Here is a 25,342-nt window from a genome sequence, read left to right on the forward strand (position 1 = left end):
GGCGTCTGGGCCGCAGCGTCGGAAGCTGGCCCATCGGAGCTCGACCAACTTCGATGGGCCATTTTCCGACTCGCGATGGCCATGGCGATATCCGAGACGACAAGTTCCAGCTCCGAGTGCTGATCCTCGTCCCCCCACGCGCACAGCTGGCCCGTGAAGGCGTGAAGACCTCCATCAGATCGCGAGAGCCCAACAGTCGCCTCGGCAAGGCCCTCGATGACGAGCGCTTCACGCGCTGCGCCGGACCGGTTCAAGGCGCTGACGCCTCGGTCCAGCCATCCGGTTCCCAGTGAGGGGTTGCGGCGCGTGCGCCAAGCCGATCCGCTGGTCGGCGCTTGATCGCAGGGCGGCACAGCCGCTAGGCAGATCGCCTCCTCCCGCTCCACAGGATCCTCATGCCGCAGCCTCGCTCCCGCCCGGCGCAAGCTCATCGCTCGGCCGCTGACATCTGGACCGGGCTGGGCCTTGCGGCCGCCCTCATCTTCTTCGTCGTCAGCGGCGCTCTGGCCTACGCCAACATCCAGACGCTGCGCGCGAACAACGCGAAGATCACCCAGACCCACGACGTGATCGTGGCGCTCGACGCCATCCTGTCGACGCTGCTGGACGCGGAGACGGGGCAGCGGGGCTATCTGCTCACCGGCGAGGAGCCGTACCTGGCGCCTTACCAGCGCGCCACCTCGGAGGTCGGGAAACGCGTGGACGCGCTTGCCGGTCTGACGCGTGACAACCCGGTGCAGCAGACAAACGCTGCGCAACTGCGCCTGCATGTGAACGCAAAGCTGCACGAACTGCGCAGGGCCATCGACGCGCGCCGGACAGGCGGCCCCTCGGAGGCGCTCGCCATCGTGGCCTCGGACCGGGGCAAGGCCGAGATGGATGCAATCCGCAGCCGCGTGCAGGTCATGCGCGCTGAAGAGAGCCGGCTGCGTCAACTGCGGCTGGCGGAGATGGGGGCCGCTTCGACCGCCGCGGTTATCAGCGGGATCGTCTCCGCCCTCGTCGGCGCGGGGCTCGCGGTGGCCGTCGCCCTGCTCGTCCGGCGCAACGTCCAGGCCCGGGCGCGCCAGGAGTGGCTGCAGTCGGGCCAGGTGGGACTGACGGATGCGATGATGGGCGACAAGTCGGTCGAGGAACTTTCCGACGCCATCCTCGCGTTCCTGAGCCGCTACCTCGGCTTCCAGGCCGGCGCGCTGTTCAAGGGCGACGCCGGCGGCTTCGTGCGGACCGCGACGCTGGGCGTGCCCGCCGACGCCGACGTGCCCCTCGCCTTCAAACCCAAGGAAGGCCTTCTGGGCCAGGTCGCCGCAGACCCGCGCGCCATCGTGCTGGCGGACATTCCCGATGGCTACCTCACGCTGGGCTCGGCCTTCGGACAGGACAAGCCGCGCCACCTGATCATCCTGCCGACCCTGGCCGATGGCGTGGTCAACGGTGTGATGGAACTGGGTTTCCTGCGCGAGGTGGACCCGCTGACCCGGCAGCTCCTCGACCAATCCGCCGCCGCCATGGGGGTGGCGCTGCGCTCGGCCAAGTACCGCAACGAGCTCCAGAACGCGCTCGAGGAGACGCAGCGACAGGCCGAGGAGCTGCAGGTGCAGAGCGAAGAGCTCCGCGTCTCCAACGAAGAGCTCGAGGAACAGGGTCGTGCGCTGAAGGAGTCCCAGGTCCGTCTGGAACAGCAGCAGGTCGAACTCGAACAGACCAACAGCCAACTCGAAGAGCAGGCCCAGACCCTGGAAACGCAGCGCGGGCAGTTGGAGCGGGTGGCGGCCGACCTGCGCCAGAAGGCCGGCGAGCTCGAGCAGGCGAGCCGCTACAAGTCCGACTTCCTGGCCAACATGAGCCACGAGCTTCGCACGCCCCTCAACTCGCTGCTCATTCTGTCAAAATTGCTGGCGGACAACCCGGAGGGAAACCTGTCGGACACCCAGGTGGAATACGCCCGGACGATCGAGTCGTCGGGCAACGACCTCCTGCTGCTGATCAACGACATCCTGGACCTGTCGAAGATCGAGGCCGGCCACTTGCGTATCCAGCCGGAAAGCGTCCCGCTGCGCCGGCTGGCCGCTGACCTGAAGCAGGTGTTCGCGCCGGTGGCCGAGGCGCAGGGCCTCGGGTTCGAAATCGAGATCGGCGAAGGCGTTGCGCCGACCTTGGAGACCGACCGCCAGCGCTTGGAGCAGATCCTCAAGAACCTGCTCTCCAACGCCTTCAAGTTCACCGAGGCGGGCCGGGTGAAGCTTGCGGTCGCCGCGTCCGGCGCAGACCGCGTGGCGTTCGCCGTGACGGACACCGGCATCGGCATCTCGCCGGAACAGCAGGCGAGCATCTTCGAAGCCTTCCGACAGGCCGACGGCACGATCAGCCGCCGGTACGGCGGTACCGGCCTCGGTCTCTCCATCTCCCGGGAACTGACCCGCCTGCTCGGCGGCGAGATCCGGCTCGAGAGCGAACCCGGGGTCGGCAGCACCTTCACCTTGACCCTCCCGCTCGTGCACGACGCCGCCGGGATCGCGGTCCCTGCGCCTGAGTTGGCGCCGGCGGGCGCCCCGGACCCTGCGCCCGCCCCGCCTCAGCGCCGCACGCCCGTCACGGCGGACCTCGAGGACGACCGCGACGCCTTGACGACGGCCCGGCGCCTGCTGCTGGTGATCGAGGACGATCCCGCCTTCGCCGCCATCGTCCGGGACCTGTCACGGGAGCTGGGGTTCCAGTGCATCGTCGCGAACACCGCGCAACAGGCCTTGAACCTAGCGCGACAGCACCCGCCGAACGCCATCGTGCTCGACGTCGGGCTGCCGGACCAGTCGGGCCTCACCGTCCTCGATCGCCTCAAGCAGGACGACCAAACCCGGCACATCCCCATCCACGTCGTCTCGGCCGCCGATCACACCCAGACGGCGCTCGCCCTGGGCGCGGTCGGCTATCTGGTGAAGCCGGTCCGCCGCGAGCAGCTCGCCGACGTGCTGCGGGGCTTGGAATCGAAACTGACCCGCGGGGTGCGGCGCGTGCTCGTCGTGGAGGACGACCCCGTGCAGCGCGAGGCGGTGCGCGCCCTGCTGTCGTCGAGCGACGTGGAGACGGTGGGCGTCGGCACGGCCGCCGACTGCCTGGCGCAGCTGAAGGGCGAGACCTTCGACTGCATGGTGCTCGATCTCACGCTGCCGGACGCGTCCGGCTACTCGCTCCTGGAAACCCTCAGCGAGGGGGAGCACGCCTTCCCGCCCGTCATCGTCTACACCGGCCACGACCTTTCCCCCGATGAGGAACAGCGGCTGCGCCGCTATTCCAACTCGATCATCATCAAGGGCGCGAAGTCCCCGGAACGCCTGCTCGACGAGGTGTCGCTCTTCCTCCACCAGGTCGTCGCCGAGCTGCCGCCCGAGCAGCAGAAGATGATCCGCAAGGCGCGCAGCCGGGATGCGGTGCTGGAAGGCCGGCGGATCCTGATCGTCGAGGACGACGTACGGAACGTCTTCTCCCTCACAGGCATCCTCGAACCGCGCGGCGCAGTGGTCCAGATCGCGCGGAACGGGCAGGGAGGCGATCGAGGCGCTGCGGGAGGCCGACGCCAATCCCGCCCGCGCCGTGGACCTTGTGCTGATGGACGTGATGATGCCGGTGAAGGACGGGCTCGCGGCCACCCAGGAGATCCGCGGCGATCCCCGCTGGCGCGATTTGCCCATCGTGATGCTCACCGCCAAGGCGATGCCGGACGACCAAGCGCGCTGCCTTGCCGCGGGCGCGAACGACTACATAGCCAAGCCCATAGACGTGGACAAGCTCCTCTCGCTGGTCCGGGTGTGGATGCCGCGATGAGCTGCCGCCGATGACCGACAGCGTCGAGGACCTGGAGATCCAGCTGCTGCTGGAGGCGCTCTACGGCCGCTATCACTACGACTTCCGGAACTACGCCCGCGCCTCGATCAAGCGCCGGATCACCCAGGCCCGCCAGAACCTGGGCTTCGCGAGCGTCTCGGCCCTGCAGGCCAGCCTGCTGCACGATCCGGCCACCCTCGGGCGGCTGCTCGGCTATCTCACCGTCCAGGTGAGCGAGATGTTCCGTGACCCGTCCTACTTCCGCGCCCTGCGCGAGAAGGTCCTGCCCCACCTGCGCACCTATCCCTCGCTGAAGGTCTGGGTGGCGGGCTGCAGCCACGGTGAGGAGCTCTATTCGCTGGCGGTCCTCTTCCATGAGGAAGGCCTGCACGATCGGACGCTGTTCTACGCCACCGACATCAACCCCGAGGCGCTCCGCGCGGCCGAGGCCGGCGTCTACCCGCTCGACCAGATGCGCAAGTTCACCGAGAATCATCAGAAGTCGGGCGCGAAGACCTCCCTTTCGGACTACTATGTCGCCGACTACGGCCGCGCGATCTTCGACAAGACGCTCCGCAGCCAAGTCGTCTTCTCGGACCACAGCCTGGCGACCGACGCCGTCTTTGCTGAGATGCACCTGATTTCCTGCCGAAACGTCCTCATCTACTTCGACCGTCCGCTGCAGGACCGGGTGCTGGGCCTCTTCCGGGACTCCCTGGCGCGGCAGGGCTTCCTGGGCCTGGGGGCCAAGGAAAGCCTCCGCTTCTCCACTCATGCCGAAGCCTTCGCCGCGTTCGTCGGGGAGGAGAAAATTTACCGGAAGCGCGAGCCATGAATTCCCCCTGCCACCGGGCGGTAGCGATCGGCGGATCGGCGGGGGCGGTGCAAGCCCTGCTGCAGATCCTTCCCGCCCTGCCGCCCACCTTCCCCGCCCCCGTCCTCGTCGTGGTGCATGTGCCGCCCGACCGGGAGAATGCGCTTGTGCCCCTGCTCGCCGACCGTTGCCGCCTTGAGGTCAAGGAGGCCGAGGACAAGGAGCCGGCGCGTCCAGGCGTGGTGTATTTCGCGCCTTCGGACTATCACCTTCTTGTGGAGGCGGATGGTTCGCTCTCCCTGTCGTCGGACGAGCTCGTGCGCCACTCCCGCCCCTCCATCGACGTGCTGTTCGAAAGCGCCGCCGACGCGCTCGGTCCCGGGCTCGCCGCCATCGTGCTCACAGGGGCCAACGAAGATGGCGCCCACGGCCTCCGCGCCGTCGTCGACGCCGGCGGGACGGCGATCCTGGAGGATCCCGCAACGGCGGCGGCGCCCCACGATGCCGCAGGCCGCACGCCAGGCTGCGCCGGAAGCCGCAGTCATGGGCCTCACGGGCATCGCCGCCTATCTGTTGAACCTGAGAACACCATGACCGCCGCAGACGAGCCGATCAACATCCTGCTCGTCGACGACCTCGACGAGAACCTGCTGGCCCTCGAGGCGCTGCTGCAGCAAGAGGGGCTGTCCTGCCTGAAGGCCCGGTCCGGCGAGGCGGCGCTGGAGATGCTGCTCGTCCAGGACGTCGCCCTGGCGCTGCTGGACGTGCAGATGCCGGGCATGGACGGTTTCCAGCTGGCCGAACTCATGCGCGGCGCCGAGCGTTCGCGGCACATCCCGATCATCTTCGTGACAGCCGGCAGCGCCGATGGCCAGCGCCGCTTTCGCGGCTATGAGGCCGGAGCGGTCGACTTCATCCAGAAGCCGATCGAGGCCGACGTGCTGCGCAGCAAGGCCAACGTCTTCTTCGACCTCTATCGGCAGCGGCGCCAGATCATCGCCCAGCGCGACGCCCTGGAGGCCTCCGCCGAGCGACTGAGGACGGTCAACCGTCACAAGAACGAATTCCTGGCCGTGCTCGGCCACGAGCTCCGCAACCCCATCATGGCGTTGACCGCCGGCCTGCACTTCCTGAAGCGCCGCAAAGACCCGGAAGCGGCCGCCGAGATCCAGGCCCAGATGGAGCGGCAGGTGGCGCACCTCACGCGCCTCGTCGACGACCTCCTGGACATCTCACGGATCGACCAGGGCAAGCTCGCGCTGAAGCGCGAGCCGGTGTCGCTGCAGACCATCCTCGACTTCGCCGTGGAGGCGAGCCGTCCGCAGATCGATGCCGCAGGCCATACGCTCGCCATCGAGACGCTCGATACGCCCACCTCGGTGCATGGCGACAGAACCCGGCTCGCCCAGGTCGTCAGCAACCTGCTCAACAACGCGGCCAAGTACACGCCCGCCGGCGGACGCCTCGCTCTGGGCGTCCGGGTCGCCGATGGCGTCGCCGAGATCGAGATCTCCGACAACGGCATCGGCATCCCTGAGGCCATGCAGGCGGAGATCTTCGAACTCTTCGCCCAGGTGAAGAGCCCCACGGAACGCGCGCAGGAAGGCCTCGGCATTGGCCTCGCCCTCGTCAAGGAGCTCGTGGAACTCCACGGCGGCACGGTCCGGCTGAAGCACAGCGCGCCCGGTCAAGGCAGCACCTTCGCCGTGCGCCTGCCCGTGCTCGTCGCCCCGATCGAAGAGCGGGCGGCGGCCGACGTCGAAGCCTGACGGCGGCTCCGCAGACCGCGTCCAGCCAGGACCGCCCGCTTTCGGGGTGCGCGACGCCATGTCGCCATGCGCCCTCTCGTAGGGCAGGCTGACGGCGGACGGCGGACAGGGCTGTCCGACGTCAAACCCTCGCGCCGCGCTTCGCTTCGGCTCACCTGGAGATTGTTAACGCTCTTCGGTCATGGCGCGTATCGCACGCAGCTCCATGAGCTTGCACCGGCGGCGGGTTCCGGAACGGGCCGAGCGGTCCTTCGCTCGGCCCACCAACCCGGAAGCCAATGCGGCTGATCGCCTTGGCGATGATGCCAAACCCTCGCGGGCCAGGGCGAGCCCTTTGCATCGGCCAGATTTTGCCGGACCGATCGCCGTCCCGCAAGGGCGGCAGGCGGCTAAGGTTCACGCGTCTGCGTGAGGCCCCAAGCTTGGCTTCACCTGGCGCCCCCTCCGCCAGAACCACGGAGCGCCGAAAAAGCCTGTATCGTCGTGGAGTCGACCCTCTTCGGGCTGGAGGTGACATAAGGACGTCAACGCGATGACGACAGACCACCCCCGCCCCAACTTGGAGGCGTGCCTTCGGAAGGCCGCCGAGTACGAGCATTTGGCCTTGCAGGTCCGGATACCGTTGCACCGCCAAAGATACCTCGAACTCGCGAGCGGCTGGCGCGACCTGGCCGCGGCGATGCAGGCCAGCGGCAGGAAGCCGCCCGTCTGATCCTTGCCCGATGGAACGCGGCCAGAGCGGCGCGAAGCCCGCCGCGTCAGCCTCGCGCCGCTGCGGACAGTCTGGCCGTGAGCATCTACGCCAGGGACGAGAGGCGGCGCTTCAGCCTCCTTCGAGACCGGATGGCCCACAGGCTCGCGCCCCGCGCTCGTCAAACCGAGCTCGTTCAACACCTCGGGTCACCGGGTCTCCTCTGATCGATGAGGCCGGCGAGTTTCGGCAGATGTTCGCATCGACGGAGATCGAGCATCGGCGACACCTCGCGCAGATCGCGGATGACACCCGCGCAGGCAGCCGAGACGCCGACGGCAATCTGCTCGGCGCGCCCTGACCGGATTCGGCTGCACCGATATACGCCCTGCCCGAGGACCTCCCGCAGCGGAGGCGTGCCGCTCGACGGTGCACATCGGCAGATCGGCCAGTTCGTCGAGGGAGGAGAGCCGCCCGTAGAGTTCGCGTAGACGTCCATAAGCAGCTCCCGCGCGCGCGCGGTGTCTTGGCGTTGTGAACAGGGCCGCAGTGGTCAGGATCCCGTCGGACTGGCTCCGCACGATGCCCAGCAGCGTCAACCCTGAGACGCGGCGTTTCGCGGTCTCGAAAGGCAAGGCGAACGATTGGTCCAACGCACTGACGCTGATCGGGCGGCGAAGGTCGTCCGGCGGCCGCGCCTCGCAGGTGCCGTAGGCCCTCTGCAGGGCGGGTCGGCAGGATTCAATGGACGTTGGCCTGGGTGACCGCCACGATGAATAGCGCCATGCAGTCAAAGCCCGCGCCCGACCCTCACTTGGTCGAGCAGGTAATCCGCCGGTGTCACAGTGAGAACTGGCCCCTCGTAATCGTCATGTGTCTCGTCCCAGCTGGGATGCTAGTCGATGTAAGATCGGCAACTTCGGCCGCGGCCGGTCAGGGCGACGCGATTTGCCAACGTCAAGCCGACGTCGATCTGTGGACTGGGCTGTCCAACAAGCGGCCATTCCTTAGCCAGTTGAAAGGTCCAAACCTACGCTGGCGCCGATTAGGAGCGAGCGGGCTCCCCTGCCTCCCTGAACGAGGTTCTGCTACGTGTCGAGGCCGTGTAAAAACTCGCTGCCGGCGCTGAGCCGCTGATGGCAGGCGGGCTAGACGCGCCGCTCCCTCAGGTCCGGATCGCCGCGATCAGCGGCCCCGTTCCGAGCATCTGCATCACCCGCTTCATGTTGTAGGCGAGGATGTGGAGACTGATCTCCGTCTTCACGTTCGGGAGCCGCTTCATTAGGAAGTGGGTGTGGCCCATCCAGGCTTTGATCGTCCCGAAGGGGTGTTCGACGATCCGCCGGCGGGCCCGCATGGCGTAGGGCGCGAGATCCATCCGCCGCTGCAGCGCCTCGATCGTGGCTTCATGCTCCCAGCGGGTGATCCGGCGCTCGACGCTGGGCGTGCACTGGGGCTTCAGCGCGCAGGCCTGGCAGCTCGCCCGATCCCAGTAGCGATGCAGGGTGAGCCCCTTCTCGACGGTCGTCATGCGCCGCCGGAGCAGGCTCCCGCCGGGACAGCGATAGGCGTCCTGCTCGGGCACGTAAGCAAAGTCCTGCTTGCCGAAGCGTCCATCGGCCTTGGCACCTGAGGTGAGCGGCTTGGGCACGTACGGCGTCACGCCGATCTGCTCGCAGGCCAGGATCTCCTCGCCGGAGAAGTAGCCTCGGTCGGCCAGCATCTCGAGCCGCTCCACGCCCATGGCGTCCTTGGCCTTGCCGCTCATCTCGGCGAGCTGCTGGCGATCGCTGCCCGTGGTGATCACGTCATGGGCGACGATCAGGTGGTGCTCGGCGTCGACGACGCTCTGGACGTTGTAGCCGACGATGCCGCTGCCGCGGCCGCTCGTGGCCATGGATCGCGCGTCCGGATCGGTCAGCGATACCTGGCCGTCAGGGGACGCCTCCACCTGCGCCTCCATCGCCTTCAGCGCCTGCATCTGCGCCCGCAGCGTGGCGATCTTGTCCTTGAGCTTCACGGTGCGGGCTTCGACCGCCTCGCCCTCGAGACGGTCGGCGGTGTCCAGCTCCTGGAGATAGCCGGCGATGTGCTCCGCGACCTGCTCGATCCGCTTCTTCAGCTTGGCCGGCGTGAAGTTCTTGTCGCGGGTGTTCACCGCCTTGAATTTGCTGCCGTCCACCGCAGCCACCGCCTGAGTGAACAGGCCGATCTGACGGCACAGCACAATGAAGTGGGCGCAGGCCGCCTGGATCGCTGCGCCGTTGTCCTTCCGGAAGTTGGCGATGGTCTTGTGGTCCGGCGCGAGCTTCCCCGTCAGCCACATCAGCTCGACGTTGCGCTGTGCTTCGCGCTCCAGCCGCCGGCTCGACTGCACCCGGTTGAGGTAGCCATAGATGTATAGCTTCAGCAGCATCGCCGGGTGATACGCCGGCCGGCCCGTCGCAGCCGGGACGATCTCGAAACCCAGGCCGCCGAGATCCAGCTCATCAACGAAGACGTCGATCAGCCGAGCCGGGTTCTCGTCGCTGACGTAGTCGTCCAGACAGCTGGGAAGCAGCACCGGCTGACGGCGATCTTCACCCTCGACGAAGCGGCTCATCAGCGCCTCCCGACCCGTGTGTCAGGAGTCTGCCCTGCTTCGCGTTTTTACACAGCCTCTGTCGGAAGCGGACCTTTGCAAGGGCTGCTGGCCGGCAGGGTTCGAACCCGCAGCAAACGAGGTCTGGACCTTTCGGAACTGATCGACGCGGCTAGCTTCGACGCCAAGGACCTGCGCCTCGATTGGGAGGTGGCCGCCCGCCAAGCAATGACCTCTAGGCCCCCTCGGCGCACACGGTACGCACCGCCTGCAGGACCGCGTGCGGTTCGATGGGCTTTTGCAGGCGCGGAGCGTCCTGCAGGGCTGGTGGGATCATCTCCGCGTCGTACCCGGTGACGAAGATGATCGGCACGCCCCCGGCCTGCAGGCGCTCGGCCGCAACGAAGCTCAGACCGTCGCCGAGATTTATGTCCACCAGGGCGCAGGTCGGCTTGCGCGCCTCCGCGGCCTGCACCGCATGGTCCGGGTCATAGAAGGGCCCGATCACCCGCGCCCCGGCGTTCTCGAGGGTCCGCCGCGCGTCATCGGCCAGGTAGTAGTCGTCTTCGAGCACGAGCACCTCGACGCCGACCAGCTGTATCTGAGGGCTCATAAGTCATCTCCGATCCGAGACGGGTCGCCTGGAGCGTGCGTCGCCAGAATGCTCGCGCCGTGCACAAGGGGGAAGGAGATCTCGGCCCGGACGCCGCCCGGCAACAGTTCGACCCGACCCGTGCCGCGCAGCTCATAAGGCACCCGCTGCTGGATCAGCTCTGAGCCGAAGCCGGCGCGGCGCGGGTTGGCGGCGATCATCCGGACGCCTCTTTCGAGCCAGACAAGTCGCAGCCGATTAGTCTCGCGCTCGCCCCGTTCGAGCCACCAGCGCACCTCCAAGGAGGCGCCGGCCTGGGCGAAGGCTCCGTACTTGGTCGCGTTGGTAGCCCACTCGTGGATTGCCAGGGTCAGGACTTCGGCGGCCTTGGGCGCCAGTTCAATGTCGGGACCGCTCAAGTCGACGACGTCGTCGTCCGTGTTCTGTGCGAGCAGCTCTTCCCGGATCAGCATTTCGAGATCGACGCCCGCGCCAGCCGCTCGGGTGAGCATGGTTTGGGTGCGGGCCAAAGACGCAAGCCGGCCATCGAGGTGGTCGGCGACGTCCTCAAGATTGTCGCCGGCCTCGATTGTTCGACGCGCCACGGACCGAACGACGGTGAGAATGTTGCGCACCCGGTGCTGTAGTTCGGCCAGCAGAAGCCTCTGCCGCTCGACCCCGCGTCTCTGTTCGCTGATGTCGATGACGAACTCGACGATCTCGGTGTCGCTCAGACGACGCGGGGCGAACAGGCCCCACCAGCGCAAGCCGTCCTTGCGGAGATACTGCTTCTCGTGCGGCGTGGACTCGCCGTGCTCGCGCAACTCCTGCAATGCGACTTCCGACACAGGGTAGAATTCGGGCGGCGTCAGCTCCTGCCACGATTTGCCGATCACTTCGTCGCGGGCGAATCCAGTGAGCCGCAGGAAGGCGTCGTTGACCTGGCTCAGCCGGAAGTCGGGGCCCCAGAAAAGAACGCCCACCGTGCTGATCGAAATCGCGCTCTGAAGCCGCGCCTCGCTGACACGCAGCGCCGCCTCGGCCCGTGCGCGCTCTGCTGCGGCCCAGGTGCGTTCGCCGACCTCTCGCACGAGCGAGATCTCAGCCTCCGTCCACAGGCGCGGCGTCTCGGATTGAACGCCGAGTTCGGCGACCAGTCGACCGCCCTTGACGAGCGGCGCGACGATCGCAGCCTGCACGCCGACCGCGGCCCACGCCGCACGCTCAGTTGTGTCGAAGCGGGGGTCCGCATTCACGTCGGCGACCGCGAAGCCTTCGCCGCTATAGCGTCTCGCCATCACATCCGTGCCGAAGCTCTCGTAGGTGAACCGATCTGGGAAGGGAGCCGGTGCGGGCCGATCCGGAGCCGTAGGCCGTACAAACTGGCCGCGGATCGCCCCTATCTCCGCTCCGCGTTCGCCCGCCACCTCCGCGTACATCGCGCGGTCGACCCCCAGATGCGCGCCGAGAAGCTGGGTCGTGATCGCCTGCATCTCCCCTGCGTCGGCGTGCGGACGGAGCGCGTCGCTCAGCTTGAGAAGGAACGCTTGGCGCTCCTCGCTCTGACGCAGCCGCTCTTCCGCGCCTTTCCGGTCGGTGACGTCTTCATAGAGGATGACGACCCGGTCGCCGCCTGCGGGATAGACGAATGTCTCGAACCAGCGGCCTGGCGGTCCGTGCTGATGTTCGAAACGTCTGGGTGTCCCCGTCTTGGCGACCGCCTCGAAGGTCTTCGTCCACATCGGGTCGACGAAGGGGAAGACTTCGCTTGCCCTTCGGCCCTTCGCCTCATCGATGGCGATGCCGAACAGGCGCTCGAAGGCCGGGTTCAACTCCAGGTAAAGCTGGTCGACCGCATGTCCCTGCTCGTCACGAACTAACTCAAGCTCGCAATAGCCCTGGCCCATCGTCTCGAAGACGGCGCGGTATCTCTCTTCGGCGGGGGCGGCTCCGTTTCCGGCCGCTGGGCGATCCACTAGCGCCGCCTCCGCCGCAGCCAGGCGCAGGCGGAGTATGTCGATCTCGGTGGGCTCCTCCATACGGCATCAACGCACGACAGCCCGGGTTCGTCACCTTCCACGCCCGCTATTTTGAGCTCAAAGTTCTGCCCTCCGGCGGCACACGAAGGGAGCTGACCGGGCAGCCGCGGATCCGGCTCGCCCTGTGCATTTTCATCGACTGGAAACTTCGCCGCTACGAACGCGCGACGCCAAAGCTGAATCGCGACGGTCGCTCATCGATCTTGGCAAATCCATGGCGACATCGTCGCTCGACGCGTGGAGATCGGCACCTTACGAATGCGTCCTTGTCTCGAGGAAGTAGAGAGAGCAGTCCGCCTGTTTAGCCAGAGCTTAGTCCACTGTTTGTCGGACAGGAGACCAACTCCGTGCGACACGACGTTGCGTAGGAGCCAGCGGGCGGAACGAACAGGGAATCTCACAATTGACATCGGAGCGTTTGTCGGTGGCGGATCGTTCGGAGCCGCGTCAAAAGACGCCAATCGACCCAGCGAAGTCTTAGCCCTCGGACGCGAAGCCAACAGCCCCTGCTGGGCTGACGCTAAGGCGGCGCTGACGCGCCTTGAGCAAACGTGCTATCGTAACGGTATGGATAAGGCTTCGATCTACCTTGAAAGGGCCAGCAAGGCAGCGGCCGACGCCGCTGGGGAGCCCGACGAAGCGGTACGCGATACGCTCCTTCAGATAGCGGAGACGTGGCTCACGTTGGCGGAAGGAAGCCTGCTCGAGCGCCGAGCCTTCAGCGGCGGCGAGGAAACGACCAGCGAGGTTTGAGCCCTCGCGCGCGAAGCCCACCAGGCCTTGCGAAACGTCGGTCCAGCGCTAGTGAAGGGTCGCCGGTCGTCGGCGGTCGCGAGCCATGTAAGCTCAGCGAGACACGCGGCAGACACGATGTCGCCCCGGTCCTCACACTGGCGCTGGCTGCGAACCCGCCCGTGAGCGGCGCACCGCGTCGATGGCGTCGGAGAGCTCGCGCTAATCTTACTCGGTGTCGCTGGACGCTGCCCCGGCCGTGACCGACGCCGCAGCGCCGCCTCGCCGGCAGGGCGGACGCTTGAGAGCAGCGGCGTCCATTCGATCGTCCATGCCACCTGAACGAATGTCGGTTGAGGACGACGCCCTCAACTAGCCTTACTGCCGCAAGCAGGCAGTAAGGTGAAGCGGGCCTGCGCCTCTCTCGCCTGCCGCCCGCGACGTGTCGTTGGGAGGGCTACGAGGTCGGCGCCGCGCAAGGCGGCGCGGCCCCCGCCCTGGCCGATCTGTCGGTCCTCGTACTTTCCGCCCGAGCAGGCGGAGACTCTGAGGTGGAAGGCCCGGACGCCGGAGCCGATGACTATCTCGTAAAGCCGTTCTCCTCGCGCGAACTGCTCGCTCGCGTGGGCGCGAACCTCGCCCTCTCAAAGCTACGCCGGGCGGCTCTGTCGGAATCGAGCGCCCGCACCGCTGAGCTCGAGGCGCTCATAGATGCGGTGCCGGTGGCGGTTTGGTTCACCCATGACCGCGAGGCGCGTTCCGCCTGGAGCAACGCCTTCGCGGCAAAGATGATGGGGCTCACGCTCGATCGAAACCCCTCGCGTTCGGCTCCGGTAGCGGAAGCGCCCGACCCATTTCAAAGTCTTCCACGCCGGTGAGCCGGCGAGGACGGCGGACTTGCCGTTGCAGAGCGCTGCCCGCGGCGAGGCCGTGCGAAACCTCGAGCAGGCGGTCCGGTTCAGCGATGGCTGGATCATCTACCTGCTGACCAATGCGGTGCCGATCCGGGAAGCAGCTGGGGACGTGCGGGGCGCGGTCGCCGCCGCCGTCGAGATCACGGAGGCCAAGCGCACGGATGAGCTTCGGAATCTCCTCATCAACGAACTGAACCATCGGGTGAAGAACACCCTTGCCACCGTCCAGTCCCTAGCGATGCAGACCCTACAGGTTCACGCCAAGCCAGGAGCTTTCACGTAAGCCTTCGAGTCCCGCCTGCTCGCCCTGTCGCGCGTCCACGACCTTCTGACCCGCCAGAGCTGGTCGGGCGCCGACCTCGGGGAGGTCGCCGAAGGCGTGATCGCACCCTATCGAAACAGCAGCGCCAGCCAGTTCCGGCTCCGTGGGTCGTAGGTGCATCTGGAACCCCAGACGGCGCTTTCTCTGTCGATGACGTTCCACGAGCTCGCCACGAACGCCGCCAAGTACGGGGCGCTTCACGATCCGAGGGATCGGTGGACCTCGAGTGGTCGCTGGCGCCCGAAACCGGTGTCCTGAGGATTCCGTGGCGTGAACAGGGCGGCCCACCTGTCTCGCCTCCGAGCCGCCGCGGCTTCGGTACGCGACTCATCGAGCGCGGCTGGCGCGCGAACTCTCCGCCCGGGTGGACATCTCCTTCGATCCTGCGGGGGTCACCTGCGAGATCGTCATGCCGCTTGCGGATCAGCCTCGCCCCCACCACACACCGGAGCCCGCCTGGGTCGTGGTGGCGTGAGAATGCGTCAAGTCCGCCTCCCACACCGCACCACCCCTGCCTCCTTCGAAGACCCCGGCGTGGATCGGCGACGATCGGATCGGCGGATTGACCCGCGACTCCGAAGATGGGCGAGTTCCATCTGACATCGCCCTGCGGCCCTCTGGAGTCGGATTTTAGCTATCAGGTCGCGCCGAGCGTCGCCGGAGGAGGGCGGTCGTCTCGCGCCACCCGCCCGCTGAGGTCTGACGTGCGCGGCAACGGCACGTTCGGCAGCAAGTGTTGGAAGTGGTCCTCGACCACCTCATAACATTCGCAGGAGCGCAGACGCAGCCCATCCCTGTCCAACACCTGGATCCGACCGCGCCGGTATTCGATGAGGCCGTCATCCTGCAACTGGCGCGCTACCGTCGTCACGGTCGTCCGCTGCACCCCAAGCATTTGCGCGAGGCTTTCCTGCGTCATCCGGATCAAGTCGGTTCCGGCGCGATCATGGGTGCTGAGCAGCCAGCGGCAACAGCGCTGCTCGACATCGTGCAATGCGTTGCAGGCGATGGACTGCATTAGTTGAGCGATCATGACATCGGCCCAACGCGCGAAGAGGTCGGCGACGCGAGGAGAGCGGCGCTTGGCTTCCTCAATGCCGTCAACGGAGGCGACCAAGGCGCTCCCGGGCGTCTGCGCCGTGGCATGTCCGAACGCCGGCGTGTGCCCGGTGCTCACGAGGCCTCCAAGAGCGCCCTCGCGCCCGATCGTCGCCGCCTCGACCTCGCTCCCATCGCGCAACATCACGAGCAATGAAAGCACTGTTGTCCGACAAGGAAAGTAGGTTTCGCGGACATCGTCGCCGGGCATGAAAAGCGTCTGCCCACGGCTCAGAGCTACCTGACGGAGATGGGGGGCGAGAACGGCCGCATCGTCCGGGGCCAGCGAGTCCAGGAGGTGGTTCGCGGCGAGGCGTGGGTCCGGAAGTTGCTGCGTCGTCAAGATGCGCCCTCCCCGTCGTTCTGACGCGTGGTCGCCTGCGTGAGGATCGTCGCGGAAGGACCCGCTCGCAAGCGTAAAGGGCGCTGGCCCCACCCCCTCAGGGACCAACGCCAATTGGATGGACGATGTCCGATGTGAGGTAGGTCAGGGCAGGATGACGATGGCGGCAACACCTCGGGGTTATCGCCGGCGCGGCTGGCGGCGTTTCGACACTCCGCTTCCCACCTGGGGCGTACTTTGCTGATCCGGGTCAGTCCAAACCCTCAGACGCCACGCCTTCATCTTCGACCTCCGGGCGCTCGCACAGGGCCAGGGTAGAAACCGTCGGTCTTCATTGAGCACGTTTGTCCAGGTGGCTCGCCGGCCCGTCAGGCTTCGCCTTGGCTACGACGCCGATGCGGCCGACAGGGCCAGAAGGTTCCCGCCATCGAAAAAGCCACGTCCGAGACTGGATCGCCTCAATTCGACGTTGAACCGCCGAGCTCTGCGTCCCCAGGAGTGAGTTTAGTGCAACTGGAAGTGATCTTCAGGCACACGCCTGACAACCTACTCTAGATAAACTTAGTCTTTATCACTTGGTTAACCCTGCAAATCTCACAGCTAGAGATGTAACGCGGTTTGGTCCGGCGATAGTGCCTCGACGCCGCGTGTGGGGACTACAAATGCTCGGACGCAAGATGTCGAACGCCTTCCGCCCGGGGGCGCTGCTGGCTGCGCTGGATCGATCGCTCGCCATCATTCAGTTCGACACGACCGGGAAGATCCTGGCGGCCAACACCAACTTCTGCTCGGCGATCGGCTATGAGGCCTCGGAGATCATCGGCCGGCACCACAGTATGTTCGTAGAGCCGGAATACGCCCGGTCGGCGGACTACAAGGCGTTCTGGAAGAAGCTGAGTGACGGCGAGTTCGACGCGCGCGAATACAAGCGGATCGGAAAGGGTGGCCGCGAAGTCTGGATCCAGGCGAGCTACAATCCGGTACGCAACGGCGCCGGGAAGGTCGTGGGCGTCGTGAAAGCGGCCACGGACATCACCGAGGTCAAGCTGCGCAATGCGGAGTTTGAGGGCAAGCTGAACGCCATCTCCCGCGCCCAGGCGATCATCGAGTTTGAGACGGATGGTACGATCATCACGGCCAACGAGGCGTTCCTGTCGACCGTGGGCTACAGCCTTGAGGAGATCCGCGGCCGGGGGCATCGGATGTTCGTCGATGCCGCCTACGCCGAATCTCCCGAGTACGCCGACTTCTGGCGCAAGCTGAACGCCGGCGAGTTTGTCGCCGCCGAGTTCAAGCGCTTCGGCAAGAACGGCAGGGAGGTGTGGATCAGCGCCTCCTACAATCCGATCTTCGACATGGATGGCCGCGTGATGAAGGTGGTGAAGTTCGCCACCGACGTGACCGCCCGCGTGAACGCGGTACAGAGCATCGGCGAGGGCTTGGCGGCCCTTGCCGCCGGGCAGCTCACGCGCCGGCTCGAAACCCCGTTCCCGCCGGAGTACGAGCAGTTGCGCTCTGATTACAACAGCGCCATGGAGACGCTGCAACAGGCCATGCGCGTCATCAACGACGCGGCCCACGGCATCCGGTCGGGCACCGACGAGATCAGCCGCGCCTCCGACGACCTCGCCCGTCGTACAGAGCAGCAGGCGGCCTCGCTTGAGGAGACCGCCGCTGCGTTGGACCAGATCACCGCCGCCGTGCGGACCACGGCGGAGGGCGCGAAACACGCCCAGCAGGTCGTGTCCAGCACCAAGGACGAGGCCCAGCAGTCCGGCGAAGTCGTGCGCGAGGCGATCACAGCCATGGGCGAGATCGAACGCTCCTCAAGCGAGATCAGCCAGATCATCGGTGTGATCGACGAGATCGCCTTCCAGACCAATCTGCTGGCCCTGAACGCGGGCGTGGAAGCCGCCCGGGCAGGCGACGCCGGCAAGGGCTTCGCCGTCGTCGCCTCTGAAGTCCGGGCGCTGGCCCAGCGTTCAGCGGACGCCGCGAAGGAAATCAAGACGCTGATCACCGCCTCGACCAGTCAGGTGTCGGAAGGCGTCAGCCTGGTGGGGCGGACCGGCTCGGCGTTGGAGCGGATCGTGGCCCAGGTTGTGGAAATCAACACTGCGGTCACGGAGATCGCGGCCTCGGCTCAGGAGCAGTCCACGGGGCTCCAGCAGGTGAACACCGCCGTCAACCAGATGGATCAGGCGACCCAGCAGAACGCGGCGATGGTGGAACAGTCCACCGCCGCCAGCCACAGCTTGGCGCAGGAGACCGGAGAGATGGCGCGCCTGATCAGCCGCTTCGAAGTCGGCGGCGCGCCACCGGCTCCTGGCGCTCAGGAGCGGCACCCCGCCTACGGCCGCGTCGTGGCTCTGAAGTCGGTATCGACCTCCGGCCGCAACGGCGGCGCCCTGCGCAAGGCGCCCGAGCCGGCCAGTTCTGAGTGGGAGGCATTCTAGTCGAGGCCCCGCTCATGGCTGGCGCTCACCTGGAGGTGGCGTCTAGCCAATATTGCCTCTTGCACTTCGACGATATGTTCAGCGGGACGCAGAGCGCCGCGCTCGCGGCCTTCCTCGAAAGGTACTGAACACCGCCGGTCAATGCGGCACGGGCGGGCCGCCAAGATTGACGGCGACCGCGCCTCAGGCGGCAACAGGCTCGTCGCAGAGCAACACGGCAATGCACGTCGTACCCTGCCAAAGTTCGACGTTCGGCGTTGCGGTGTCGCACAACTTGCGGATTCCGACGATGCCGCCCAGCTATTCCGAGATGATCTCGCCCGCTGTTCCGATCTGATGCCGCCCAGCGGCACAGCCTTCATCGACAGGTTTCATCTGTCTGGGGTTCGGCCGGCTGGTCAAGCCTGATCGGCGGGTTTCGGGCGGCGCAGGGAGTCGCCGCTGAGGTCCAGGCGGTGGGCGTTGTGGACGAGCCGGTCGAGGATGGCGTCGGCGTAGGTGGCCTCGCCGATGACGGTGTGCCAGGCCGAGACCGGTAGTTGGCTGGTGACGATGGTGGAGCGCCGGCCGTAACGGTCCTCGAGGATCTCGAGCAGGTCGTGACGTGCCTGGGCGTCGAGCGGCTCCAGGCCCCAGTCGTCCAGGATCAGCAGTTGCACGGCGCCCAGGCTCTTGAAGCGGCGGCCGATGCTGCCGTCGCCGTGCGCCAGCGCCAGCTCGTCGAAGAGCTTGGGGACGCGGACGTAGAGCACCGAGCGGTTGTCGCGGCAGGCTTTGTGGCCGAGCGCGCAGGAGATCCAGCTCTTGCCCACCCCGGTCGGGCCGCAGATCACCAGGTTCTCGGCCGCGTCGATCCAGTGGCTTTTGAGCAGCGTCGTGAGGACGCCGCGGTCCAGTCCGCGGGGGGCGCGGTAGTCGATGTCTTCCGGGACGGCGTGGTGGCGCAGCCGCGCATGGCGGAGCCGGGCGCCGAGACGCTTGTCCTGTCGGTGCACGGTTTCACGGTCCAGCAGCAGCGCCAGCCAGTCGGCATGTCCCAGGCCGCCGGCTTCGGGGTTGTCGAGCAGTTCGCGGAAGGCCTTGGCCATGCCTTGGAGGCCCAGGACGTTGAGCTGGTCGAAGGTGGGATGGGTCAGCATCAGATCTCCTCAGTGGTAGTAGGTTGAGCCGCGGATGTTGGGGTGGGCGACGGCGCCGCCGGCCTCGCCGTCGCGCCGCCGGACCGGTTGGCCGTCGAGCCGGTTGTCGAGGATGGATTTGACCGCGCCGTAGCTGCGCGCGCTCACCAGCAGGGCGCGCTCGCAGGCCGCCTCCAGGCGCGCGACGCCGTAGACCTTGGCCAGGCGCACGATCCCCATCGTGGTGCGGAAGCCCTGTTCGGGGTGCGGCCGGTGCTCGAGGATCACCTGGCAGAGCAGCGCCACGGAAGGGCCGCAGGCCCGCGCCTCGCTCAGGATCCGCTCGATGGTCCAGTCGCTGTAGCGGCGGTGGCTGGCCGGCATGTGCTCGCTGAGCGTGGTGTGTTTGCCGTCGCCGGAGCCACGCAGGTGGGCGGCGATGCGCTCGCCGTGCAGGAAGATCTCCACGGCGCGGGCGGTGAGCCGCACCTCCACCGTCTCGCGGGCGTGACGGTAGGGGACGGAGTAGAAGTGGCCGTCGACGTCGACGTGGTAGTCCAGCCCCACCTTGCGCACGCGCCATTCGGCGAGGGCATAGGGCTCGGCCGGCAGGGCTTTAAGCCGCGGGGCGTCGATCTCCGCGAAGAGCTGGCGACGGGTGCGGCGCTGATAACGCCGGACCTGCTGCTCGTTGAGCCAGACCAGCAGCTCGCCCAGGGCGGCGTTCACCTCGGCCAGGCTGTAGAAGCGTCGATGGCGCAGCTTGCCGAGCAGCCAACGCTCGGCGATCCGCACTGCGGCTTCCACCTTGGCCTTGTCCCGCGGCCGCCTGGGCCGCGCCGGCAGCACCGCGGTGTCGTAGTGGGCGGCCAGCTCGCCGTAGGTGCGATTGACCTGCGGGTCGTAGAGGCAGGCCTTGATGATCGCCACTTTGGGGTTGTCCGGCACCAGCAGCCGCGGCGCGCCGCCGAAGAAGGCGAAGGCCTGCACGTGGCCGTCGACCCAGTCGGGGAGCTTCTCGCTCCAGGTGGCGCAGGCGAAGGTCAGGCTGGAGGCGCCCAGCACCCCGACGAAGATGTGCGCCGGCTGTGTCTTGCCGCTGCGGCGGTCGATGATCACCGGCACGGTGTCGCCGGCGTAGTCGACGAAGAGCTTGTCGCCGCCAAGATGCGTCTGGCGCATCGTCACCGGCAGGCGGGCTTCCCAGCTGCGGTAGAGCTCGCAAAATCGGCTGTAGCGATAGCCGTCCGGATAAGCCTCGATGTACTCGTCCCACAGGATCTGCAGGGTGACGTGCTTCTTCTTCAGCTCGCGGTTGAGCGCCGCCCAGTCCGGCTCGGCGCGCCGACGGAAGCCCTGCTTTGTCCTGCTCTCGCCGTAGAGCCGGTCTTCCAGCTCGCTGTCCGTCAGATCCAACGGCAACGGCCAGGCGAGACCGGATTCTTCGAAGCGCCGCGTCATCTCGCGGAACGTCGACGGGGCGATCCCCATCCGGCGGGCGATCTCCCGCCCGCCAAGCCCGGCGTCCAGGCGCAGCCTCAACATCTCGCGCACGCGGCGCATCGCAATCCTCTCCGTCGGCATCGGCCTCTCCTCGAAAGGAGGAGAGCCTAGCGTCGGCGAAGGCCTGGACCGCCGGGCCGCCTGGGCGGGATCATCCCGGAATCCTGGGCGGCGTTATCCCGGAACGGTGGGCGGGATCACTTCGGAATGGTGGGCGGCATCAAATCGGAACGGCGGGCGCGATCACGTCGGAATCCGCACACAACTCGCGCGCGACCGCCTTGGCTGCATCATCGTCCGCCGCATCGATCCAGTCGCCGCTGACGATACGTCCGGCAGGATTCAATCTGTAAGCGTGGTATTGCACGACCGTCACAGTCTCCTCCGCTTCAGGTAGTGATCGCAATCGCGCTCGGCCGCAGAGGGAATATGCGAGAGTCCGCTCCGACCTGCGAAGCAAGGTATGTGCATGCCTCGCGTGGCCGGAAACACCGCAAAGAGTGCGCTCACCTCACTTCAGGCGAGGCATGCCCACCCGCTCGGCACCAACGCAGGAGCAGGCCTTCGCCAGCTGGTTCATCAATAAGAACGGCGGCGGTAATGCTGTACCGGCGGCGTCGCTGGCGTAGGCCCTCACTGATGCTCGTCATCTGCTTGTCCGCCAGACATCTGCACGGCCCCGCTTACAGCCTTCAAGGTGGCATCATCTTCGACCACGGGAGGGATGATCGCGGTGACTACGGCTGTGGCGTAGTAGGACACGCGCACGCCCCCGATGTACCGTCCTACGGAGCGCATGTGGGAGACGAAGATGCAGCCTAAACTCAGTCTGCGCCTGCCGAGCGCGGCGATCTTCTGGTCCGGACTCCTTGCCGTGGGAATTCTGCAAATTGGCGGAGCGGCGTTCGTAGCTGCACAGCCTTGGAGGCAGGCCGAGCGGGCGCAGCAGCAACGCTTGTGCGCTCTGGCCATCGAATGGGTTCTAGGGGCCCACGATCAGACGACTTCTAGAACGTGGCAAGTACCTGATCCGTGAACTTGACTGCGATATCGTTCGGAACAGCATGTCAGCCGCGCTCTGAGTTGGGCGATATGAGTCCCTCGCTCGGTTGAACTGCCCAGACGACCTGACTCCATTTGGGCTGCGAACCGCGTTCTCGCGTTTTGAGTGTCAACCTGCCAGCAATTGGATCCGCGTCGCACGTTTGGAGTCAGTGGCGCCAGGGAACTTCACTCGCGAAACTTGGTATCAGCGACACCGGCGGCCCTTCGAGGCCCCTGGGAGCTGCCACCCGGTCGACCAACAGTCGGATTGCGTGGTCTCGGCTTTGCTTGGCCGCACAGGCTTCTACTCGATATGGGATTCTGAGTTCAGTTGGATGCCGAGGCGCTTCACGCGGTCGCCTCGACAGCCAGCCGTCGACGCTCACCGGTGCCATGCACCAGGCGATAGAGCGAGGGCAGGACCAGCAAGGTGAGCAGTGTCGAGGAGATAATCCCGCCAATCACGACGGTCGCGAGCGGACGTTGGACTTCGGCCCCCGCTCCCACGTTAAACGCCATTGGCACAAAACCGAGGCTCGCCACCAAGGCCGTCATTAACACAGGGCGCAGCCTGGTCAGGGCGCCTTCGCGGATCGCTTCGTCTAGTCCTCTACCCTCGGCCAGGAGGTTACGGATGAAGCTCACCATCACGACGCCGTTCAGGACGGCCACACCGGAGAGCGCGATGAAGCCGACGCCGGCGGAGATGGAGAGGGGCAACCCCCGCAGGAGAAGGGCGGCTACCCCGCCCGTCAACGCCAGCGGCACGCCTGAAAAGACGATGGCGGCGTCCTTCACCGAGCGGAACAGCGCAAAGAGCAGGCCGAAGATCAGCAGCAGGGCGGCGGGTACGACGAGCTGAAGGCGCTTGGCCGCCGAAATCAGCTGCTCGAACGTGCCGCCATAGCTGACCCAGTAGCCGCTAGGGAGCTCGACTTCGACTCCCACCTTCTGCTGAACCTCGGTGATGAAGGAGCCAAGGTCGCGCCCGCGGACGTTCGCTGTCACCACGACACGGCGCTTGCCGTCCTCGCGGCTGATCTGGTTGGGCCCGATCTCGACTTCGATCTTGGCCACGTCCTGCAATGGGACGAAGCCGCGGGGCGCGCCTTCCGCCGCCGGCAACGGGATTCGAGCCGACCGATCTCATCGACGTTGCGGCGAATGTCCTCCGGCAACCGGACAATGACGTCGAACCGGCGGTCGCCCTCGAAGATCTGGCCTGCGACCGCGCCGCCGATCGAAGCGGCGACCACGTCCTGGACATCCTCCACGTTCAGCCCAAGCCGGGCGAGGGCGGCGCGATCAGGCGTGATCTGCAGCACCGGAAGTCCGGTAATCTGCTCTACCCCGACATCCTGAGCGCCTTCGATCCCCTCCACCACAGAGCCGACCGCCTCGCCGATCGAAAGCAGCACGTCGAGGTCGTCGCCGAAGACCTTCACAGCAACGTCAGCGCGAACGCCTGACAGGAGTTCGTTGAAGCGCATCTGGATGGGCTGGGTGAACTCATAGTTGTTGCCGGGGATCGTAACCACGGCCGCCTGGAGCTCGGCCAACAACTCCGCGCGGGGCTTGCGGGGGTCGGGCCAGTCCTTCCGATCCTTCAGCATGACGAAGGTGTCGGCGACCGACGGCGGCATCGGATCAGTAGCCACCTCCGCTGTACCCAGTTTGGCAACGACGCGCTCTACCTCCGGAAAGCGCTTTAGACGGGCCTCAAGCGCCGACTGCATCTGGACCGCCTGCGTCAGGCTGGTGCCGGGGATCCGCAGGGCGTGGAGGGCGATATCCCCCTTCATCGAGGTTCGGGACGAACTCCGACCCCATGCGGCTCGCTGCAAAGCCAGCGATCACGACGAGAACGACGGCCCCCGCGACGAAGGCTGTGCGGAGGCGCAGCGCCGCGTCCAGAGCGGGTTGGTACACCCGCCGCGCGCGCCGCATGACGGGACTCTCCTTCTCCTCGACCCTGCCGGCGACGAAGAGCGCAACGGCGGCCGGCACGAAGGTCAGGGAGAGGACCATGGCTGCGGTCAGGGCGATCACCACGGTGATGGCCATGGGATGGAACATCTTACCCTCCACTCCCGTCAGGGCGAAGATCGGCACATAGACAAGCGTGATGATCAGGACGCCGAAGAGCGAGGGGCGGATCACTTCGTCGGTCGCGCTCGCGGTGAGCTCGAAGCGTTCCTCGCGGGTGAGCAAACGCCCAAGCCTGTGCTGAGCCTCGCCAAACCGACGCAGGCAGTTCTCGACGATGATCACCGCGCCATCGACGATCAGGCCGAAGTCGAGGGCGCCGAGGCTCATGAGATTCCCGGAGACCCGCGTCTGCACCATCCCGGTGATGGTCAGCAGCATGGACAGGGGAATGATGGCCGCGGTGATCAGAGCCGCACGGAAATTGCCGAGCAGCAGGAAGAGCACCACGATCACGAGTAGAGCCCCTTCGAGGAGGTTCTTCTCGACCGTCGCAATGGCGCGATCCACCAGGTCTGTGCGGTCGTAGACCGCCTGAGCGGTCACGCCGGGCGGAAGGGCCTTAGCCGCCTCCTCGAGGCGTTCCGCGGCCGCGCGCGCAACGGTGCGGCTGTTCTCGCCCACCAGCATGAAGACCGTGCCCAGCACTACCTCTCGGCCATTCTCGGTCGCCGCCCCTGTGCGCAGCTCCTCGCCCATGCCGACGTCGGCGACGTCGCCGACCCGGATGGGCACGCCGCCGCGATTGCTGACGATGATGCCGCGCAGATCCTTGAGCCCAGCCGCCTGCCCGGGCACGCGCACGAGGTACTGTTCGCCGTAGCGCTCCACATAGCCCGCGCCGACGTTGGCGTTGTTGGCGCCCAGGGCTGAGACCACGTCACCAATGGTCAAGCCGTAGGCCGATAGCCGTTCCGGAAGCGGGGTGACGTGATACTGCCGCTCGAAGCCACCGATGGTGTTGACCTCGGTGACGCCGGGGGTGTTGCGCAACTGAGGTCTGATGACCCAGTCCTGCAAAGTCCGCAGGTCCTCAGGCGTATAGGCGCTGCCGTCCGGTTTGCGCCACCCGGGACGGGCCTCCAGGGTGTACATGAAGATCTCGCCGAGCCCCGTGGCGATCGGACCCAACTCGGGCGTCAGGCCCTCCGGCAGTTGGCTGCGCGCGCCCTGCAGCCGTTCGTTGACCAGCTGGCGCGCGAAGTAGATGTCGGTCCCGTCTTTGAAGACGACCGTCACCTGGCTCAGGCCATAGCGCGAGATCGAGCGAGTGTATTGCAGGCCCGGAATCCCTGCGATCGCCGTCTCGACCGGGAAGGTGATCCGTTGTTCGGATTCCAAGGGTGAGAAGCCTGGCGCCTCGGTGTTGATCTGCACCTGGACATTGGTGATATCAGGCGTGGCGTCGATGGGCAGACGTTGAAAGCTCCAGACGCCGATTGCGGCGCTGAGGAGCACGAGCGCAAGGACGATCCAGCGATAGCGGATCGAGAGCGCGACGATGCGTTCAAGCATGTT

At 66.6% G+C, this 25,342-nt stretch carries 12 protein-coding genes and 4 pseudogenes; 7 read left to right on the plus strand and 9 right to left on the minus strand.

Annotated features, from left to right (window positions below; genetic code table 11):
* Nucleotides 1–395: 395 nt before the first annotated feature.
* The 4 genes and pseudogenes from LRS10_RS23975 to LRS10_RS23990 all read left to right on the plus strand — a co-directional run.
* Nucleotides 396–3,062: pseudogene (locus LRS10_RS23975) on the plus strand (CHASE3 domain-containing protein); the annotation flags it as partial.
* Between the two features lie 529 nt (nt 3,063–3,591).
* Nucleotides 3,592–3,822 (plus strand): response regulator, encoded by a 231-nt coding sequence (locus tag LRS10_RS23980; RefSeq protein WP_257839682.1) that lies wholly within the window; start codon nt 3,592–3,594, stop codon nt 3,820–3,822.
* A gap of 10 nt (nt 3,823–3,832) precedes the next feature.
* Complete coding sequence (locus LRS10_RS23985; protein ID WP_257839655.1) at nt 3,833–4,657, plus strand: protein-glutamate O-methyltransferase CheR; 825 nt, start codon at nt 3,833–3,835, stop codon at nt 4,655–4,657.
* Nucleotides 4,654–6,405: a chemotaxis protein CheB gene (locus tag LRS10_RS23990; protein ID WP_257839656.1), complete on the plus strand. Its 1,752-nt coding sequence runs from the start codon at nt 4,654–4,656 to the stop codon at nt 6,403–6,405. The genes LRS10_RS23985 and LRS10_RS23990 overlap by 4 nt, the downstream gene beginning before the upstream one ends.
* 1,856 nt (nt 6,406–8,261) lie before the next feature.
* On the opposite strand, the gene LRS10_RS23995 is transcribed toward LRS10_RS23990, so the two are convergent.
* From LRS10_RS23995 to LRS10_RS25575, 4 genes and pseudogenes are all read right to left on the minus strand, one after another.
* The gene (locus LRS10_RS23995; protein ID WP_257835611.1) at nt 8,262–9,698 is read right to left on the minus strand and encodes an IS1182 family transposase; all 1,437 of its coding nucleotides are present in this window, start codon (nt 9,696–9,698) and stop codon (nt 8,262–8,264) included.
* A 214-nt stretch (nt 9,699–9,912) separates the two neighbouring features.
* The gene (locus tag LRS10_RS24000; protein ID WP_257839657.1) at nt 9,913–10,290 is read right to left on the minus strand and encodes a response regulator; all 378 of its coding nucleotides are present in this window, start codon (nt 10,288–10,290) and stop codon (nt 9,913–9,915) included.
* A complete protein-coding gene (locus LRS10_RS24005; RefSeq protein ID WP_257839658.1) occupies nt 10,287–11,762 on the minus strand; it encodes an HWE histidine kinase domain-containing protein in 1,476 nt (491 codons plus the stop codon). Before LRS10_RS24005 ends, LRS10_RS24000 begins: the two co-directional genes overlap by 4 nt.
* A gap of 135 nt (nt 11,763–11,897) precedes the next feature.
* A pseudogene (locus LRS10_RS25575) lies at nt 11,898–12,308 on the minus strand (PAS domain-containing protein); the annotation flags it as partial.
* Nucleotides 12,309–13,591: 1,283 nt separating this feature from the next.
* Here LRS10_RS25575 and LRS10_RS25580 point away from each other — a divergent pair.
* Together LRS10_RS25580 and LRS10_RS24020 are read left to right on the plus strand one after the other, a co-directional pair.
* A complete protein-coding gene (locus LRS10_RS25580) occupies nt 13,592–13,918 on the plus strand; it encodes a hypothetical protein (RefSeq protein WP_374571511.1) in 327 nt (108 codons plus the stop codon).
* A 25-nt stretch (nt 13,919–13,943) separates the two neighbouring features.
* Nucleotides 13,944–14,390 (plus strand): annotated as a pseudogene (locus LRS10_RS24020) (HWE histidine kinase domain-containing protein).
* Between the two features lie 523 nt (nt 14,391–14,913).
* Here the strand turns inward: LRS10_RS24020 and LRS10_RS24025 are convergent.
* The gene (locus LRS10_RS24025; protein ID WP_257839660.1) at nt 14,914–15,717 is read right to left on the minus strand and encodes a Crp/Fnr family transcriptional regulator; all 804 of its coding nucleotides are present in this window, start codon (nt 15,715–15,717) and stop codon (nt 14,914–14,916) included.
* Between the two features lie 662 nt (nt 15,718–16,379).
* Here LRS10_RS24025 and LRS10_RS24030 point away from each other — a divergent pair.
* Nucleotides 16,380–18,173 (plus strand): PAS domain-containing methyl-accepting chemotaxis protein, encoded by a 1,794-nt coding sequence (locus LRS10_RS24030; protein WP_257839661.1) that lies wholly within the window; start codon nt 16,380–16,382, stop codon nt 18,171–18,173.
* Nucleotides 18,174–18,571: 398 nt separating this feature from the next.
* Here LRS10_RS24030 and istB read toward each other — a convergent pair whose 3' ends face one another.
* The 4 genes and pseudogenes from istB to LRS10_RS24050 form a co-directional block, all read right to left on the minus strand.
* Complete coding sequence (gene istB / locus LRS10_RS24035; RefSeq protein WP_257836904.1) at nt 18,572–19,312, minus strand: IS21-like element helper ATPase IstB; 741 nt, start codon at nt 19,310–19,312, stop codon at nt 18,572–18,574.
* Between the two features lie 9 nt (nt 19,313–19,321).
* On the minus strand, nt 19,322–20,854 hold the full coding sequence (gene istA, locus LRS10_RS24040) for an IS21 family transposase (protein WP_257839117.1): 1,533 nt from the start codon (nt 20,852–20,854) through the stop codon (nt 19,322–19,324).
* Between the two features lie 160 nt (nt 20,855–21,014).
* On the minus strand, nt 21,015–21,170 hold the full coding sequence (locus LRS10_RS24045; RefSeq protein WP_257839662.1) for a hypothetical protein: 156 nt from the start codon (nt 21,168–21,170) through the stop codon (nt 21,015–21,017).
* A 1,016-nt stretch (nt 21,171–22,186) separates the two neighbouring features.
* A pseudogene (locus tag LRS10_RS24050) lies at nt 22,187–25,339 on the minus strand (efflux RND transporter permease subunit).
* Between the last annotated feature and the right edge of the window lie 3 nt (nt 25,340–25,342).

Source organism: Phenylobacterium sp. J426 (genome assembly GCF_024699945.1).
Taxonomy (GTDB): domain Bacteria; phylum Pseudomonadota; class Alphaproteobacteria; order Caulobacterales; family Caulobacteraceae; genus Phenylobacterium.